This is a genomic window from Chitinophaga sp. ARDCPP14 (genome assembly GCF_051362515.1).
Classification (GTDB): Bacteria; Bacteroidota; Bacteroidia; order Chitinophagales; family Chitinophagaceae; genus Chitinophaga.
This window is the reverse complement of the sequence record NZ_JBKIXB010000009.1, coordinates 253,017-271,491: the sequence shown is the minus strand read 5'-3', so window position 1 is coordinate 271,491 and position 18,475 is coordinate 253,017. Positions and strand designations below refer to the sequence as shown.

Here is an 18,475-nt window from a genome sequence, read left to right as displayed (position 1 = left end):
TTCGGGCGCAAGTGCAATCAATTCCTCTTTACAAAGATCTTTGTTATTAACGAGTCAGCAAGGTAGAAAATAATCTCCGGAAATAAAAACACCTCCTTAAATTATTTTACCGCTTTATTTTCCGAATGCGCTATACGCAGTGCCAGCATGTGTTCGCACGGCCCCTTGTATAATTTATTCGTACTATAAAAATTACAGTCACAGTGTGCATTACTTAATCTTTCATCCGCATCAATGGTAATAACGGGATGGTATATACGTTGCACACCTTTTACATTTCCTTTCAGCTGCAAACCTACTCCCGGGATATCGGTAGCCGTCAGTTCCACTTTTCCGGCCTGCACCAGTTTGGTGGCTTCCCCTTCCTGCGGATTGGCAAAGCGCAGCTGGTCCAGCGGCAGTGGCTCACGACTTAGTTCACGGAGGCGGTAAAAGCCAGTGTGCAGATCGTAAATTACTTTGCCTGCCTGGGTATAAATTCCCAGTGCCCCCAATACGGTAGCCCTATCAAGGCCGGTGGCGGCAACAATCGTTTCCGGTTTAGCCATCCACCTGGTTTTCAGGTCTTCAAAAACGGTGAGCTTTGCTACGTCGCTCACGTCTGCTCTTGGCGCCATAAGGTCAAACTGCCCGGCGCGCGACCAGTCGTTGGCGGTCCATCCGCTGAGCCCCAGTGTAAACTGCATATCGCCAAGATCCGCTACATAAAAGGATGGCAACCCGTTACCGGTAAGATGCACGGTGAACTTCTTCGCAATTGGAATCAGCCTTTCCAGGATCAGCAACCGTCTTCTCCCCCATATCCTGATCTCCCTGCTTTGCGGGCCGGTGTATAACGATCTTGCACATACGATTTCCTGGTTCCATGGCTCAAACACTGCACGTACCGGTTTACCGGGTTCCAGGATAAAACGGATCGACCGTGGCCCGTGTTTTTCTTTGAAGCGCCGCAGCCAGGAACAGAAATTATATACATCCATAGGATGCAGGTCAAACGTTGCGGCGGGCAGTGTCATCGCAGAACTCACCTGCAGAAAGCCCCTCACCCAGCTATCGGGCAAATCGATCTTTACTTCATGATATAGTTCCTCCTGCGAGGTTTGCACCTGGAAGCCGGCGGGATCAATCTTAAAATCTGTTTCCTTATAATCACGGATCTTCTGGAATTCGTTATAAAGCGATGCAGAATAATCAATATTGGTAGTGCCGCATTCAAACTCGTTCACTTCTTTGAAAACATTATAACTCGCACTCAGCTTTCCGTAGGTAGATTCGTCCTGGCTGAAACATTCAAAGAACAGTTCATCCGGATGTACGCTGATCACCGGGTCCAGTACAAACCAGGCGTCGCGGTCTTTCTGGTATAAATAATCGAAATAATTTTTACGGGCTTTATAAAAAGGGGCCATCACTTTTTCCTTCTCCTGGTAAATACCATTGAGTTCCCCTCTCAGCCCGTCTATCCGCTGATCGGCCGCCTGCGCATCATAGCCGTTCATGAACTCCGCCAGCCACACTGTTTCCTGCTGGGCGGCCCATTCTTTATAGGCTGTTTTATCTTTCGGTTTAAAGCGCAGATCGGATACCACTACATCATGCAGGGCGGAGATGGCCTCCCGGAAAGCTATTTTTTTATGCAGCTTACCCACAAAAAAGGTAGGGTCACGACGGGTATCCGGTGCAAAGGAAATGCCCGCAGCGGTGGCATTGCTGAACACGTTGGAGTTTCCGCTGTATCTGTAATTGAATAACATAAATGGATTACTTTTTAAGATACTCTAATCGCTGTTGGCACTATTTCAATCGGCAGTTCTACCGCATACCGTTCCTGGATACTACGCATTATGGCAATGCAGCGGGCTTTGTCGCCAATGGCTACAGTAGCGGATATATGCGCAATAATATGACCGATATAAGCAGCTGCTTCCTCCGACTTCATGGCTTCCTTTTCCAGGAATACGAAGATCCGTTCCTTGGCGGCGCGGGCTTTGTTTACCCTGCTTAGTACCACCCGGAAATAATGTTCCAGCTGTTGCAGAAACACCAGGTTGCCAGCGGCATATTGCTGCAGGTAGTTAGTCGCAAATAACTGCATGCTTTCACTTGGGTGTTGGCTTAATTTCAACAGGTAGGTTTGTCCGTCCTGTTCGCGGAAGAAGCGCAGCAGCAATTCCCGGCCAAAGGCCTGGATATCGGGCCGCACGCTGTCGGCCACCGCCACCAGTGTTTCCGGCGACCAATCGTTATCCGTAAACTGCGTTCTGAAAAATTCCATTGCTTCCTGCCGGGTATCGTCCCATTTCGCATCGAGCAGGCCAATAGCGGCGTCTCTTTCAAAACGGATACGGGCGACGTTGTTGTAGTAAAAATGCCAGCTCCACTCCCTTACTTTCAGCAGTTCATGATTACCGGCAGCAATTACCTGTTTCACGGACAGCGCCGATGCAGGAATATATTTATCAAGTACCAGCAATCCGAATTGTTGTGCCGACCTGTAATTGGCGTACAGCAGGCGTAAAGCGGTAGCAGTGTCGATATCCTGTAAATAGTCAACCAGCTCATTGCTGAGGGTGGCTTCAATATCGGCATGCATGCCTTCCCCGGTTTCCTTGCGCATGAGCAGTGGCACCAGTTCATTTACCAGGTAAACGGCCATGCGTTTATCCTGCTGTACCAGCCGGCTGATAAGTGGGCGTACCGCATTACGTACATCCGTGTACGTACTTAATAATATATGGAGTACCAGTTCTGGTCTTTTCAATAATTCATCGACGCCCATTGCTTCCAGCACTTCCACACCGGCAGCTCTTACCGGCTGGAATTCATTGCTGATCAGCTGTTTCAGCATCGCGTCGGATATTTCGCTGAAGTTAAACGCTCCTTGTTTCAGGAGCAGCAGGCGCGCCGCGAATGCCTGATTGGCCGCCACCGGGCTTTGCAGCAACGCTTCTATATCCGGCATGCCGGTTTCCGTTAGTGCCTCCCGGCAATGTTGCTCCAGGATATTACAGCCATCATTCAGGTTTTCATTGCCTGCCGGCGTGGATGTTTTCAATGCCAGCAACGAAGTAATTGCTTTTGCAGAGAGTATTCTCGCCTTATCCAGTGGCAGGTACGCCGGTTTAAGTTGCTTACGGGCAAAGCCGCGCACTTCCTTATAGGGCGAAAATATCAGCTGCATGAGGAAGTCCATGTCCGCAAAGCAAACCGGCTCATTTTCGCTGATCCACTGCAGTCCCTGTAAACGGGCCAGATCCAGTGGGCTCATCACCAGTATGTATAATAGCCGCAACGACGGGTTGGCGGGATCGTATCTCTCTTTGGCCAGTTCCAACCCGAACATGGATGGAATGGAAAATGCGTTAGCCAGCAGCCCGGCAATCACGCCTTCATCCATTTTATCTTTCAGGGTGCTGTAATCCGGATGGGCTTTCAGTTGCTCCATGGCAAAGATGTGGATCGCTTCCATGCGTGCGGATATGAGCAGCTGGATGAAAGCCTGCGGTAACTTTTGCCACAGTTGCAGGAATGGCACATCGCTCACCGGTTGTGCCGGTGATGCCTTATACTCCGGCGGTACGGCCGATGCTGGTGCGTTCTTTTCACCACCCAGCCAGCCGAAGAGTTTTTTTAGCAGGCCGCCTTTGTCTTTCGCGGCGTCGGGGTTGCTACCTGATGTCAGTTTCGTCCGTCCCTGTGCGTTAGAAGCTCCCTCATCTTTGAAAACCCATTCCTTGTGATCGGGCGTTAATTGCAGGTTGGCGGCGTTTCCGCGGAGGATATAGTTGAGGTATACCAGTTTTGAATTAGCCGGAAACTGGCGGTAGAAGCTTTCATAGCGGCCATTCACCCAGGTATGTTCGTGGGTCTGGTATTCTTTGGCCGCATCCCTGCTTTCTTCGTATTGCAGCAACAGGGCGGTAGCGAGGCGAACATAATGATCGTCATTTTGTTCACCGAACTGGCGCAGGTTGCGGAATACGCGGTAATGAAGGTAATTACGGGTCCTGTCTGAAAATGCAACTTTACTGGTGGGCCTTTTCAGTTCTTTATCTGCCTGTACAGATTCTTTCAGTTCCGGTATATAAGTGTTTGGAACAAACGGCTTATCGTTATAATCTATGCTCGTACCCGGGTTCTTAAACATAGGGGCTTCCCTTTCGAAACGTGCAGCCAGGATGGCTACAATTCCCTGATCGCCGCGCAGTTCCGCCTGTTTGAAGATATGGCGGATATGCTGGAACCAGGATGGCCTGAAAGGCAGGTGCATGAGGAAGTTGCCGATGGCAATTCTCACGGCGGAATGTTCAAAGGCTACGATGTATAAGTCTTCCAGCAGCGGGTAGCTTTGCTCCTGTTGTGTGATGACCCGTTGCTGCAACAGTGTGAGCAATTCTTCTGTACTTCCTTTGGCAACCGCCTGCTGGAATATTTCGGGCAGCCGTTGGAGATAGGAACGCACATGTGCCGCCCGTTCTTCCGTTGGCAATAGCAGTAGCAGGCCGTTGGCAGCCAGCATCCTGATATTCAGGGGGCGGGAGCTGTTATCGGCATAAGAGCGGAGTACCGAGATGGCCGCGGGGTCGCCTGATTTACCCAGCGCCCAGAGAGCTGCATAGCGTTGCAGTCCGTCGCCTTTTTCCACGAGCTTGATCAGGTAGGGAACGGCTTCCTTTATCTTTTCTTCACCGGCCCGCCATATTACGCGGGAAGTGCTCCAGGCAGTTTTAAAGCTGCTTTTCCCTTCTACCGCATCCTGTAAACGTTTCAGGATAGCGCGGTGTTTCACGTTTTCCACGAGGGTAGTATCTACCGGGGTAAACGACAGGTCCTGAACAGCTTCCTGTTCTCCCAGATAACCTTTACTTCTTTTTTCTTTTTCAAGACCATCGAATATAGTGGTGGCGGCAGATAATGTTACGGGGCTTACAGTTTTGGTACCGTCTTTCAGGGTACCGAAGCGTTTACCATATCTGAAGTTAACAATATACTGTTCCGGGCCAACCTCACAAAGATCAATTTCATAGGTCTTATCCGAGTTTCCTTCCCGGAAAAAGAGTTTTACGTTCCTGACAATACGCATGAGCTAACATTAAAAATAGGTGGCTAAGCTAATAAAAGAATTTTGAATTTGGCGTATGGGGGTTATATAATTAATATATGCATATACGTTAGGGGTAACATAGCAACGGGCCGGATGGCCGGCCCGTCTTTTTGTTGTAACCTTCATGGATCTTATCCAGAAGTATTTTTAAACGTTAAAGCGGAAGTGCATAACATCCCCGTCGGCAACGATGTATTCTTTACCTTCAATGCGCAGACGGCCGTTGTCACGGGCAGCTGCTTCAGATCCGTATTTTACGTAATCTTCATAAGCAATTACTTCTGCTTTAATGAAGCCTTTCTCAAAATCGGTGTGGATTACGCTGGCAGCCTGGGGAGCTTTCCAGCCTTTATGGATGGTCCAGGCACGTACTTCCTGCACGCCGGCAGTGAAGTAGGTGATCAGTTCCAGCAGGTTATAGGCAGAACGGATTAAGCGGTTCAGGCCGGGTTCAGTCAGTCCATATTCTCCCAGGAACAATTCTTTATCGGCCGGCTCCTCCATTTCGGAGATTTGCGCTTCGATGGAGTTGTTCATGATAATTACCTGGGCATTTTCTGCTTTCACAGATTCCTGGAGGGCCTGGGAAAATTTGTTACCGGTATGAAGGGATGCTTCATCTACGTTGGCTACGTACAGTACTGGTTTTTCAGTGAGCAGGAACAGGTCGGCAATGGCTACCCTTTCTTCTTTACTGAGGCCCAGTTCACGGATGTTACGGCCTTTCTCCAGGTGTTCCTGGCATCTTTTCAGTATTTCGAATTCAATCTTTGCTTTTGGATCGCCACCGGTTTTAGCCATTTTCTCGGTACGGGCCACTTTACGCTCCACGCTGTCGAGGTCTTTCAGCTGTAATTCGGTGTCAATGATTTCCTTATCGCTGACAGGGTTGATCTCTCCTTCTTCGCGGAGGATGTTTTCATCTTCAAAGCAGCGGATCACGTGAACGATCGCATCCACCTCACGGATATTGGCCAGGAACTTGTTTCCCAGACCTTCCCCTTTGCTGGCGCCTTTAACCAGGCCGGCAATGTCCACAAACTCGATGGTAGTAGGCACCACGCGGTCAGGCTTTACCAGCTCTGCCAGTTTATGCATACGTTCGTCCGGTACATCCACCTGGCCAACGTTAGGTTCTATAGTACAGAAGCGGTAGTTACTGGCCTGCGCCTTAGCGCTGTTGCTCACCGCATTAAATAAAGTCGATTTTCCTACATTCGGCAATCCTACAATTCCAACTTGCAAAGCCATTTTTTAAAATTTGCGCAAAGATAGGTTTATTTTAGTTTATTTGTTGATTGAATAAACCAATAATCTAATGGCATTAAACTACGTATGGCTGGGATTTTTTCTTATTGCATTTGTTGTAGCACTTTTCAAGTCAGTAGTTTTACATGATGCGTCTATTTTTGGGGAGATTATGAACGGCATGTTTGCCAGCGCCAAAACCGGTGCAGAGATCTCCCTGGGACTGGCCGGCATCATGACTTTATGGCTGGGCATCATGCGGATCGGCGAGGTGGCCGGTATGATCAACCGGTTTTCCAGGCTGGTAAATCCTTTCTTTTCCAAGCTGTTCCCGGAGGTGCCGAAGGGGCATCCGGCCATGGGGTCTATGATGATGAACTTCTCTGCCACCATGCTGGGACTGGATAATGCCGCCACGCCTATGGGGCTGAAGGCGATGAAGGAGCTGCAGGAGATCAATCCCCGGCCGGAGGAAGCGAGTAATCCGCAGATCATGTTCCTGGTATTGAATACAGCTGGCGTGGTGCTGATCCCCACTTCTGTGATTGCCATACGGCTGGCCGCGGGTGCGGCTAACCCGGCGGATATTTTCATTCCTACCCTGATATCCACGTTCATGGCCTTTATCATGGGGATGTTTGTGGTTTCCATCTATCAAAAGATCAACCTTTTTAAACTCCCTGTCCTGGTATTCCTGGCCCTGTTTGCCGGGATTATGGCTGCCTTATGGTTTTGGGTCCGCAGTTTACCACCTGCGGAGATAGGCCCTAAAACGGCTTCCCTCGGTGGCGCGATCATTTTCAGCATTGTTATCATTTTCCTGGTGGCAGGGATGGTAAAAAAGATCAACGTATACGATGCCTTTATTGAGGGGGCGAAAGAAGGTTTCCAGGTATCTGTAAGAATTATTCCCTACCTGGTGGGTATGCTGGTAGCGATCAGCGTGTTCCGGACCACCGGTTGCCTCGACTATATCACCAACGGCATCGGACTCTTGTTTGCGGCGATGGGGTTCAATACGGATTTTGTTCCTGCCCTGCCGGTGGCCTTTATGAAACCGCTGAGTGGCGGAGGCGCCCGTGCCCTGATGGTGGATATCCTGAAAACGCACGGACCGGATTCCTTTGTGGGTAAACTGGCCAGCATTATACAGGGTACCACAGAAACCACCTTTTACGTGCTCGCAGTGTATTTTGGCTCAGTCAATATCAAACTCACACGGTATGCCCTGGCAGCCGGACTGATTGCCGACTTCTTTGGTATGCTCTGCGCAATATTACTCGGCTATCTTTTCTTTCATTAAACGACCGGGGTATGCTATAAATGAAAAAAGGAAGGCATTCAGCCTTCCTTTTTTCATTTATAGCTATTAAGCTGGTACATTAATCGTGGCATTCACCCGTTTCACAAAATCATCTGCACCGGTGGGGCTGATCAGCCATTTCCTGTTGAGCGATTCTATCAGCACCAGGTTTTCCCGGCTGGTACACCAGCGCTGGTACTTGCCTATTTCACTGGAACGGTAGGTACCGAGGTACCCGAAAATGCCTCCTAATCCCAGTAAGCGGGAGCTTGTGCCCAGGTCTTCTTCCGTGATGCTTCTCAGTCTTACCACATCTTCCAGCTGAATGGTAATGCTATGCAGCGGGCGCTTGATAAGTATAGTCGTAGCCGTTAGAATGTAATACCGGGGGCTCAGACACCAGGCTACCAGGATGGCTGGCACCAGGATAAACAAAAACATGGTAGTGGTAACTGCATCATGCGAAACATCCGTCATCTGTCTGCATAAAAACACAAGCGTAATAATGATGACCAGGTTCGTTACAATCTTCGAGTTATCATCCAACGGGGCAGCGTATCTCATATATATGGCTCTCCTTTAGTTCGGTGAGTAAGATAAAAAAAATTGGTTATATGCTATCATACTTCCCTGTTTTTTCTTCAATGGTAACATCCCCGTCTTTTCTTATCTGCATTTTTATATATACCAATAACTGGGATGCACCTGCCTTAAAACATACTTCCTGGGTTTTACGTACCACTTCCATCAGTTCCTCGTAGGTGCCTTCCATCACCGTTTCAAAAGGGCATACCCTGTATTTTACACCGGAATCTTTAATCACCGCAATTGCTTCGTCTACTACTGCGTAAACCTGCTCTGAAGGTACTGAAGGAATGATTTGAAGGGCTAAATTGATCTTATTGCTCATCTTTTATTTACTTTTTAATTTTATGGTTACCAATCTATTAAAACAAAATACTTACAGTAATGGTTTAAATGAAATGATCATTTTTCGCGGCCAATTTGTTAGTGATCATGAAAAATAGCCTATTTACATTATAGTATCACTTCAGTTAAATCTCTCAATATATTAATTATCAATTATTAAACAGAATATAATTTTATAATTTACTACTATTTAAAATCACTGAACGTTTCATTATATATAACAAATAAAAACAATCCATTCGACTTGTTTATTCCGCCCGTCGGGTGGTAAAACTACGAAAGGCAACACACAAATGAACATGTATTGCCTTTATCATCATAAAGAGCTGGACTATATTTTTGTAGCGAGATAGTTAAACTGGTCTATTCTGTCGAAAGTAAAATTAGCTAATGAGCTCAACTTATCGTTTACAGTATTGTCACCTTCATAGCGTTCAAAAATGATACGCAGATGATCGGCTTTGCCGATAAAATTACGCGCACCTTCCAGCACTTCTGTCTCCATTCCTTCCACATCCAGCTTCATAACGATTTTACTGCGCAGGTCAAATCCTATTTCAGGAATCAGGTCATCCAGTTTTTCAATAGGAATATTGCCTTCTTTATCGCTATCCCGGTCGATATAACTTGACCCGGTAACAGTACTCATAATATTGAAGTTCACCTTCTCCTGCCTGCTACCAAGACCGCAGGCGTAAAGTTTCACTTTATCTTCCACATGATTGAGGGTGATATTTTCCTGCACGGCTTTGTAATTCACGGGTTCAAAAGCAACACAGGGGATTCCTTTTCCACCCAGCCATACATCATACTCCCCGATACAGGCGCCAATGTCAATAAAACCGTCGATGTTCCCATTTTCTACCTGCTCCTTTAGGAAGTCGCGTACCCGCTTCTCGTATGCATAATTAATAAACTGGAAGTCGGTTGTGCCTCCGCGGATCCGGAAAAGTCCCATGGCTGATTTTGCGTTCCATTCATTCAGAGAGGGTTTGTTTAATAAAACGAGTTTAAGGGACGCTTGCAGGGATTTCCAGTCGTTATACCTGATATATTCACTAAAATAGGCAAGATACTGTCTGTACTTAGATAAATTCCTCCAGGAAGGATAATAGGCTTGATCTTTCATAACTTTGGGGATTTACACTGAATTTAAAACTAAAAAAGGATAACAGCAAGCCTCCGCAAGCCGTTACCCTATTTATTTTCAGGCATCAAATTACATCTGTTTATAATTCGAAAATCCTCCTCATCTATATGTACAATTACCCCTTCTTTTTATAATTTACTTCATACAGATCCCGCCGGATATCTTTTTTAGTTTGCACGCTTCCAAAAGCGTGTAATTCTTTCAATAATACCAGGTCCACATCCGCGATAACCACCATTTCGGTGTTTGGCGTTGATTCTGCCTTAATGCCTGTTACCGGAAAAGCAAAATCTGATGGGGTAAATACACAGGATTGCGCATATTGCAGGTCCATATTATTTACCTTCGGCAAATTCCCGATACAGCCGGCGATGGCCACATAGCACTCATTTTCAACGGCTCTGGCCTGCGCGCAGAACCGTACCCGGTTATAGGCATGCTGCGTATCTGTCATGAAAGGCACAAACAGGATCTGCATACCTTGTTCTGCCAGGATACGGGACGGTTCCGGGAACTCCACGTCATAGCAGATCTGGATGCCGATTTTACCGCAATCTGTATCAAACACTTTAATATCGCTTCCTCCCTTAATTCCCCAGGCAGCTACCTCGCCGGGTGTGGGATGGATCTTAATATACTGCTCGTAGGTACCATCCCGGCGGCAGAGGTAGGAAATATTATACAGTACCTCATCGATCACAATCGGCATACTGCCCGAAATGATATTGACATTATAAGCTACCGCATGCTGCTGGAATATTTCCCTTAACTGCTGCGTGTATTGGGCTACTCCCCTGATAGCTCCTGCCGGGTCCATCTGGTTGAACTCTTTCATCAACGGAGAGTTAAAGAGTTCCGGGAAAACAACAAAGTCGGATCCATAGTCGCTTACTGCATCGATAAAATACTCCACCTGTTGCAGGAAACCTTCAAGACTGCCATAATCCCGCATCTGCCACTGCACCAGTCCTATGCGTACGGTTGATTTGTTATAGCGGATGGTATCCAGGTCCTTTTCGTAATAGATATTAAACCACTGCAGCAGCGTGGCAAAGCCTTTCGAAGCCTCATCGTTAGGCAGGTAGTTTTTAAGGATCTTCTTTACCGTGAAATCATTTGAAAACTGGAATGTGAGGGTGGGATCATAAATTTCCCGGTCCTGCACTTTCTCGATATACTCCCTGGGCGACATCCGGTCGGAGAACTTTTCAAAATTAGGTATACGTCCGCCGGCCACGATCCCCTGCAGGTTCAGTTGTTCGCAGAGATTTTTACGGGCGTCATATAAGCGGCGGGCCAGTCGCTTACCGCGATAATCGGGATGTACGAACACCTCGATCCCATAAAGTGTATCGCCTTTTGGATTATGCGTATTAAACGTATAATAACCGGTGATCTGTTCATAAGTATGACTATCACCAAATTTCTCATAGTCCACTATAATGGCCAGTGCGCACCCCACTACCTTGTCATTTACCGTCACTGCGATCTGCCCTTCCGGGAAAAGTGTGATCAGTCGCCGTATGGTTGGCTCCCGCCAATAGCTGCCGGCCATATCGGCATAGGCAGACACCATGGATTCTTTAAGATCCAGGTAATCCTCAACGGTCAATGTTCTTATTTCTACTGTTTCTGACATAGCCTCTTTTTCTGTTTTTAAAGAACGATTCTTATTCTAATACTCCAATAATATCGATTTTTTTTATTTACTTTGCATTTAGAGCTAAGAAGTTCAATATTTAACCATCCCCAACGGCAGACCTGCACATATTAATTCAATAAACCGATATACATCATCTACACTTTGCTACTGTGCCTTTAATTCAAAACAGAGATATCGTTGTAATAGGGCTGCAACAATGGTACACTACTATTGGAAGCAACTGTAAAAATATTGCGCGGGAATTTGCCCGGCATAACAGGGTATTATATATTAACGCTCCGCTGGACAGGAATACCCTTATGACCGGGAAGGAAGATCCGCATGTGCAATACCAGCTGAATGCTATTCAGAAAAAGGTACCTGCCATTGTGCCGATCAGTGATAACCTCTGGAACTACTACCCTTCTGCCATCCTCGAATCTATTAACTGGCTGCCTTTCACCCCTTTATTCTCCTGGTTTAACAAGCGGAATAACAGAAAGTTTGCAGACAGTATTATGGATGCTGTCAAGGAAATGAATTTCAAAGACATCATTCTATTTAATGATAATGATATATTCCGCGGCTTCTACCTCAAGGAAATGCTGCAGCCTTCCAGTTATGTATATTATAGCAGGGACTACCTGCTGGGCGTGCCTTACTGGAAAAAGCACGGGCTGCGGCTTGAACCGCAGCACATTGCCAAGGCCGATGCCGCAGTAGCCAATTCATTATACCTCAAGGAAATGCTGCAGCAGTACAACCCTTCCAGCTATTATGTGGGACAGGGATGTGACCTCCGGCTGTTCAATGCGGCGGATAAACATCCGGTTCCGGATGATGTGCCAACAGGACAGGGACCGGTTATTGGTTATGTGGGGGCGCTTAAATCACTGCGACTGGATATTTCCGTTTTGGTAAAGATAGCCAGCGAACGGCCGGAATGGAAGTTGGTGCTGGTTGGCCCGGAAGATGATGACTTCAAAGCGTCAGCGCTTCATCAGCTACCCAACGTTTATTTTACGGGGCATAAGGACTTATCGCAGCTTCCTGCCTATGTGCAGTCCTTTGATGTGTGTCTTAATCCACAAGTCATCAATGAAGTCACAGCAGGCAATTACCCGTTGAAAATCGACGAATATCTTGCCATGGGTAAGCCGGTGGTAGCAACCGCTACTAAAACCATGGAACTGTTCAGGGATTATGTTTACCTGGCGCCTTCACCGGACGATTATGTTCCATTGATTGAAAAAGCTTTATCAGATAACGCAGATCCGGGGCTGGCCGCTGAGCGTATCCGCTTTGCAGGCACACATACCTGGGAGAATTCCGTTGCGGCCATTTACCAGGCGATCTTAAATTCCAGCGGTAATTGATTATGAGTATAAAAGACAAACTGAAACAACACCCGGGGCTGAAGAAACTGGCTTTATACCTGCTGATGCCCAAGCATCAGGCCCGTCCACGCCTGTGGGTGCGGTTGTTTATCAATCCCTTCCTCCATAAAAAAGGAAAAGGCTCCCTGATAAGAAGGCGGACACGGATGGATGTGTTGCCATTTAACACTTTTACTCTCGGAAACTACTCCACCATAGAAGACTTTGCCACCGTAAATAATGGAATGGGCGCGGTAATTATTGGCGACCATGTAAGGATCGGGATAGGCAATGTGCTGATTGGCCCGGTTCGTATAGGCGACAATGTTATATTGGCGCAGAACATTGTATTATCAGGTTTGAATCACGGGTACAAAGATCCCGATGTTCCGATTGCGTTGCAGCCCTGCACCGTTGGAGAAATTGTTGTAGAAGCAGATTGCTGGATTGGCGCCAACAGCGTTATTACCGCAGGCGTAACCATCGGCCGCCATTCTGTAGTGGCGGGCGGCAGTGTGGTTACCAAAGACGTTCCTCCTTTTACAATAGTGGCGGGCAACCCTGCCCGCCCTATCCGTCAATATCAGTTATCCAGTGGTACCTGGGAAAAAATCTAGTTGCTTACTTTTATAAAACGGCCTTTCTTATTGTAGCTGCTGTCTTCCGACTTCACATCTATAATGAAATGTCCGTTTGATAAATTGCTGATGTTCACTTCTGTCTGGAATGAATCAGGCGTGGTGTATCTCAGCTGTTGCTGCATGCGGCCATTCATGTCGAAAATCCTCACCTGCAAAGGCGTTGCGCCGCTCCGCACGATCCGTAACCGGATGTATTGTGTGGCCGGGTTGGGGAATATACCCAATGAGTCTTCCTCATGCGTGATAATATCGTTGCCCAGTACGGTTAAGGTAAAGTTGCTGGTAGCCGTACCGCCCCTGTCATCCGTCACAGTAAGTTTGAATTCGTATTTGCCCGCATGGAGGCCGTTGATCAGTGTTTGTACCTGGTCAGGGCTTTTTAAATTGGCGGTGGCGGGTCCTTCTACCTGTGTCCATTCATACTTCACAATATTACCATCAGGATCATAAGATGAACTGCCATCTGCAATGAACGAATTCATTGGCTGCTGAATGCTCCTATCACCCTGTGTTTGGGCTACCGGCGCTTTATTTTCCAAAGGCAGTACCATAATACTTACTGAAGAAGAATTGGTGGCGCCATTGTTATCAGTGACCGTCAGCCGGAACGTATAAGTTCCCGCCAGCAGGTTGGTGACATTTGTTTTGGCGGCATTGGTCGCAGAAAGATTCCCTCCTGCAGGACCTGTGGTTTTCTCCCATAGCCAGGTAACGATTTGTCCATCCGCATCCGTGGAGGCGCTGCCATCCAGGGTTGCGCTGCTTACCGGTAGCTGGATCTGTATATCATTTCCGGCAACGGCCACCGGTGGATTATTCACCGGCGCTGCGGTTACTGTAATGTTCACAGTGGCATTGCTGGTAGCGCCATCGTTATCAGTGACCGTCAGCCGGAACGTATAAGTTCCCGCCTGCAGGTTGGTGACATTTGTTTTGGCTGCGTTAGCGGCGGAAAGATTTCCTCCCGCAGGGCCAGCGGTTTTCTCCCATAGCCAGGTAACGATTTGCCCGTCGGCATCTGTGGAGGCGCTGCCATCCAGGGCTGCGCTGCTTACCGGTAACTGGATCTGTATATCATTTCCGGCAACGGCCACCGGTGGATTATTCACCGGCGCTGCGGTTACTGTAATGTTCACAGTGGCATTGCTGGTAGCGCCATCGTTATCGGTGACTGTCAGCCGGAACGTATAAGTTCCCGCCTGCAGGTTGGTGACATTTGTTTTGGCTGCGTTAGCGGCGGAAAGATTTCCTCCCGCAGGACCTGCAGTTTTCTCCCATAGCCAGGTAACGATTTGTCCGTCGGCATCTGTGGAGGCGCTGCCATCCAGGGCTGCGCTGCTTACCGGTAGCTGGATAGCTATGTCATTGCCCGCATCTGCTACCGGCGAAAGATTGGGCGCTGCTGCCAGTACCAGGATGGTTACGGTGGCTGTGGCAGTGGCGTTATTATTATCAGTAACCGTTAGCTGGTAGGTATAGGTACCGGCAGACAGGTTACTCACCGTTGTTTTGGATGCGCCGGCACTTGCCAGGTCTCCGCCAGCCGGGCCGGTGGTTTTCTGCCATGACCAGTTCACGATTTGTCCGTCGCTGTCAGTGGAATTACTGCCGTCGAGCGCACTGGTGTTTACCGGCAACTGGATCTGTATATTTTTCCCGGCATAAGCTACTGGTGGTTTATTAGCAGCAGCGGTTACGGTAACATTTACGGTGGCCGTATCCTTTGCACCGGTGTTGTCTGTGATAATGAGACGGTAAGTGTAAGTACCCGCCAACAGGTTGGCTACATTTGTTTTGGCGGCATTGGCGGCGGAAAGATCGCCCCCGGCAGGACCGGCGGTTTTTGTCCAGGACCAGGCAGTTATTTGTCCGTCTGCATCCGCAGAGGCGCTGCCGTCCAGTGATGCACTGTTTACGGGCAACTGTACCTGGATATTACTTCCGGCATTGGCCACCGGCGGTTTATTAGCCGCGGCGGTTACGGTGACATTAACGGTGGCCGTATCCTTGGCGCCGGTGTTATCTGTGATGATGAGACGGTAAGTATAAGTGCCTGCCACCAGGTTGGCTACATTTGTTTTAGCAGCATTGGCAGCGGAAAGATCGCCCCCGGCAGGACCGGCGGTTTTCGTCCAGGCCCAGGTGGTTATTTGTCCGTCGGCATCCGTAGAGGCGCTGCCGTCCAGTGACGCACTGTTTACGGGCAACTGTACCTGGATATTACTTCCGGCATTGGCCACCGGTGGCTTATTGGCAGCGGGTTTCACGGTAACCGTGATGCTGTCGCTATCTGTCAGCCCCTTATCGTCTGTGACGGTCAAAGCATATACATAGGTTCCCTGTGTAAGTCCCGTTACATTTGTTTTAATGACGTTCGGGCTCACAATGGTGCCGGCGGTGGGACCACTGATCTTCTTCCACGCATAGCTTTGAATGGTGCTGCCGCCTGAAGCGGCCGATGATGCGCCGTCCAGGGTTACATAATCTATTGGTAAGGTAATGGTAAGGTCACCACCTGCATTTGAAACGGGTGGTGAAGTGGTACCGGTTTTCAACTCAAAAGCACCCACATCGTATTTGCTCTGCTGTGGACGGGCGGTATTGTCGAAATCTGTTTTCAGGGAAAAGTCAGTCATATCCCTGCCAGTGTTTACCGCTGTTGAAGTAGATGTCAGCCGGTAGTTTTTCGCAGCTCCGTCCACAAATTTGGCGGAGGCCACATCTGTGTAACAAAGATTGTTGCTGGCGGTCAGCTTAATAGGCTGGTCTCCTTTAATATACATTCCCTTTGAAGGATAATCGTAGGCTGTTCCTGTTTCCACCAGCAGGTTATTATACACCTGGTGCCCGATGGGTGTCTGGTAGGCAAATATCTTTATACCGTTCTTACCTGCATCTGTATTAACAATGGTATTATTGTAGATGATGGCAGCAGGAGGAGGAAAAACATCCAGAGTGGTGTTTTCCGGAATCTTATCTGCCACGTTGATTCCTTCATAAAAAATATCAGAGATCACATTGTTATATATTTCGCTTACGCCCGAACCGAAAACCGTAACACCTGGCATATAGCCAGTGGTGATGGTGTTATTATAAACTTTCAGGGCGGAACCGGAACCAATCAGGATTCCGTAACCATGTGCAGAGTTCTTTGAAGTGGCATAATTTACCAACCGGTTATTGAATACGCGGTTGTCACCATTCTTCGCCATGGAGATCTGTAATCCGTCGCTGCCAATATTTTCCAGGTCATTGTCGTATACCCAGAGGTTTTCAATCCAGTGCGACTTCATATCAACGCAGGTGCCTTCTGTCCAGTAGTAATGCGTGTTACCGATATAAAAACCTTCACCGGTCGAGTTGCGGCATTTAATGTGATGGAGTTTCACATTCTTCATTACAAAGTTGCCTTCGAGGTATTGAGGCTGCGCACAGGTTTGCAGGGTTTTTGCCTGTAACAGGATGTTACCATCGTGGATATAGACATTATGCACATCAAAATCGGAGGCGCCCATACCCAGTGTAAGACCGAATATTTTAAGGCCTGTTATATTTGTACCATTCAGGTCAAACCCAAATTCATAATTTTTATCTCCGCTCCCGCTTATCTCTACAAACCGGCAGGTTGGCGCATTGAATACGGCTGCAGTGCCCTGGTTCTTTACGCCCAGCTTTACCTGTCCGCCACAGTTGATGATAACAATAGGTTTCGCTGCAGTTCCCGTCAGGTTGCCGAGATGCAGGTATTCATATTCTCCGGCCGGAATACATAATGTGTCACCGGGATTTACGTTAAGTGTTTTCATTGCGTCCGGATAATACATTTCTGCACGTCCGTTGGCGGTGTTGCTCATTGGTACAACAATACGTTTCCCTCCTGTAACGGGTGGCGGCGTGGTGGGTACTGTTCCACCCTGCGTATACTGCAGCATCCACTCATACATATTTTTGCCATCTTCCTTTGTGGCGGGATCGTAAGCCCTGGTCCACGCATCGTGGGAAGCGGCGCTGTAAATAGAAAGTTTTGCCAGCGGATTGGGGGCCGGCACGGTGGCATTAATATATTTTACCCAGTTTTTTGAATAGTCGGAAGGCACTGTTGGATCAGCGTCGTTATGAAAAGCCCATACCGGTGTATTATTTGAAGCCACTACCGCAGCATAGGCGGTGGTGGGTGGATACATGCCGCAAACAACAGCTGCTGCTGCAAAAGCCTTGGCCTTGGTTTTATCTTCACAGAGCGTGCCCCACGTTAGTCCACCTCCCATGCTCAGGCCTGTGATATAAATGCGGGAAGGATCGATATCATATTTTGTAAGAAGATAATTTTTAAACAGCGTCACATCTCCGGAACCCGGCCAGGTGTTAAACTGGGGGGATATCACTATAAATGAAAAAGTTTGATTGTTTACGGTGAAGGTGGTGGGAAATTTCCCGTCGTTGATTACCCGTGGGAGACCATTTCTGAGTACTGCAGATAACGGAGAGCCATAGCTGGCCAGTTCCCCGTTGCCATGAAAGAAAATAATCAGGGGATATTTCTTTCCACTCCCGGGCGTATAGCCGGCGGGAAGATATTCATAGAAGCCTTTGATATTGGACATCGTAGGATCACTAAACGAACGCGCTGTCTGAACCTGGCTGAAAACAGGGACCGACCCAAAACAGGATATTAATAATATAACAGCGCCTAGCCTATAAATACCGCGGCAAAAAAATTGCCTTAGCAATAGCAGATGGTTTATCATATAAATATATGGCTTGTGCAATTGGTTTTTAAAAGTCTATCCTCATAGTCAATACTTAAAAGTTCCCGGAAAAAGGGGTTTTTACTATTGCAAAGAAAGCTTTTTTTTAATTCACATAATGAAAAAAATTAACATATATCATTACAATAAATAAAGTATAAATATTTTATATCTATATTTATTTGTTTATTTTCAATCTATCTCTCCTTGCGATGCTATTTATTCTAAATAAAAAAACTACCTTTGTTATTCTGAGCATCGAATATTCCTCTTTTTTTTAGCCTCATCCTGTAAAAGACCATTGTTTTTCATACAATTTGAATGTAATTAATG

The 18,475-nt window shown here is 47.5% G+C and carries 11 protein-coding genes; 3 read left to right on the top strand and 8 right to left on the bottom strand.

Going from position 1 to position 18,475, the window contains the following annotated elements:
- Positions 1–101 precede the first annotated feature (101 nt).
- The 3 genes from ACLHR0_RS23850 to ychF all read right to left on the bottom strand — a co-directional run bounded on the left by ACLHR0_RS23850 (position 102) and on the right by ychF (position 6,355).
- Positions 102–1,754: an SWIM zinc finger family protein gene (locus tag ACLHR0_RS23850; protein ID WP_436490038.1), complete on the bottom strand. Its 1,653-nt coding sequence runs from the start codon at positions 1,752–1,754 to the stop codon at positions 102–104.
- A 14-nt stretch (positions 1,755–1,768) separates the two neighbouring features.
- Complete coding sequence (locus ACLHR0_RS23845; RefSeq protein WP_436490036.1) at positions 1,769–5,083, bottom strand: HEAT repeat domain-containing protein; 3,315 nt, start codon at positions 5,081–5,083, stop codon at positions 1,769–1,771.
- Positions 5,084–5,251: 168 nt separating this feature from the next.
- A complete protein-coding gene (ychF, locus tag ACLHR0_RS23840; protein WP_436490034.1) occupies positions 5,252–6,355 on the bottom strand; it encodes a redox-regulated ATPase YchF in 1,104 nt (367 codons plus the stop codon).
- Between the two features lie 67 nt (positions 6,356–6,422).
- On the opposite strand from ychF, the gene ACLHR0_RS23835 reads away from it, so the two are divergent.
- The gene (locus ACLHR0_RS23835; RefSeq protein WP_429047749.1) at positions 6,423–7,655 is read left to right on the top strand and encodes a nucleoside recognition domain-containing protein; all 1,233 of its coding nucleotides are present in this window, start codon (positions 6,423–6,425) and stop codon (positions 7,653–7,655) included.
- Between the two features lie 66 nt (positions 7,656–7,721).
- Here ACLHR0_RS23835 and ACLHR0_RS23830 read toward each other — a convergent pair whose 3' ends face one another.
- From ACLHR0_RS23830 to ACLHR0_RS23815, 4 genes are all read right to left on the bottom strand, one after another.
- Complete coding sequence (locus tag ACLHR0_RS23830) at positions 7,722–8,219, bottom strand: PH domain-containing protein (RefSeq protein ID WP_370910371.1); 498 nt, start codon at positions 8,217–8,219, stop codon at positions 7,722–7,724.
- A 46-nt stretch (positions 8,220–8,265) separates the two neighbouring features.
- Complete coding sequence (locus ACLHR0_RS23825) at positions 8,266–8,565, bottom strand: thiamine-binding protein (RefSeq protein WP_370910370.1); 300 nt, start codon at positions 8,563–8,565, stop codon at positions 8,266–8,268.
- A 351-nt stretch (positions 8,566–8,916) separates the two neighbouring features.
- A complete protein-coding gene (locus ACLHR0_RS23820; RefSeq protein WP_429064745.1) occupies positions 8,917–9,714 on the bottom strand; it encodes an FkbM family methyltransferase in 798 nt (265 codons plus the stop codon).
- Between the two features lie 136 nt (positions 9,715–9,850).
- A complete protein-coding gene (locus ACLHR0_RS23815) occupies positions 9,851–11,374 on the bottom strand; it encodes a GNAT family N-acetyltransferase (RefSeq protein ID WP_370910368.1) in 1,524 nt (507 codons plus the stop codon).
- A gap of 173 nt (positions 11,375–11,547) precedes the next feature.
- Between ACLHR0_RS23815 and ACLHR0_RS23810 the strand changes: the two genes are divergently transcribed.
- Together ACLHR0_RS23810 and ACLHR0_RS23805 are read left to right on the top strand one after the other, a co-directional pair.
- Complete coding sequence (locus tag ACLHR0_RS23810) at positions 11,548–12,753, top strand: glycosyltransferase (protein WP_429047742.1); 1,206 nt, start codon at positions 11,548–11,550, stop codon at positions 12,751–12,753.
- A 2-nt stretch (positions 12,754–12,755) separates the two neighbouring features.
- Positions 12,756–13,370, top strand: coding sequence for an acyltransferase (locus ACLHR0_RS23805; protein ID WP_370910366.1), 615 nt, complete (start codon positions 12,756–12,758; stop codon positions 13,368–13,370).
- On the opposite strand, the gene ACLHR0_RS23800 is transcribed toward ACLHR0_RS23805, so the two are convergent.
- Positions 13,367–17,998 (bottom strand): PKD domain-containing protein, encoded by a 4,632-nt coding sequence (locus ACLHR0_RS23800; RefSeq protein WP_436490030.1) that lies wholly within the window; start codon positions 17,996–17,998, stop codon positions 13,367–13,369. The two genes, ACLHR0_RS23805 and ACLHR0_RS23800, sit on opposite strands and share 4 nt — an antisense overlap.
- Positions 17,999–18,475 lie beyond the last annotated feature (477 nt).

Coding starts and splice junctions, on each gene's coding strand:
- ACLHR0_RS23825 (WP_370910370.1), bottom strand. CDS start 8,565: ATGAGCAATAAGATCAATTTAGCCCTTCAAATCATTCCTTCAGTACCT.
- ACLHR0_RS23830 (WP_370910371.1), bottom strand. CDS start 8,219: ATGAGATACGCTGCCCCGTTGGATGATAACTCGAAGATTGTAACGAAC.
- ychF (WP_436490034.1), bottom strand. CDS start 6,355: ATGGCTTTGCAAGTTGGAATTGTAGGATTGCCGAATGTAGGAAAATCG.
- ACLHR0_RS23845 (WP_436490036.1), bottom strand. CDS start 5,083: ATGCGTATTGTCAGGAACGTAAAACTCTTTTTCCGGGAAGGAAACTCG.
- ACLHR0_RS23850 (WP_436490038.1), bottom strand. CDS start 1,754: ATGTTATTCAATTACAGATACAGCGGAAACTCCAACGTGTTCAGCAAT.
- ACLHR0_RS23820 (WP_429064745.1), bottom strand. CDS start 9,714: ATGAAAGATCAAGCCTATTATCCTTCCTGGAGGAATTTATCTAAGTAC.
- ACLHR0_RS23815 (WP_370910368.1), bottom strand. CDS start 11,374: ATGTCAGAAACAGTAGAAATAAGAACATTGACCGTTGAGGATTACCTG.
- ACLHR0_RS23835 (WP_429047749.1), top strand. CDS start 6,423: ATGGCATTAAACTACGTATGGCTGGGATTTTTTCTTATTGCATTTGTT.
- ACLHR0_RS23800 (WP_436490030.1), bottom strand. CDS start 17,998: ATGTCCAATATCAAAGGCTTCTATGAATATCTTCCCGCCGGCTATACG.
- ACLHR0_RS23805 (WP_370910366.1), top strand. CDS start 12,756: ATGAGTATAAAAGACAAACTGAAACAACACCCGGGGCTGAAGAAACTG.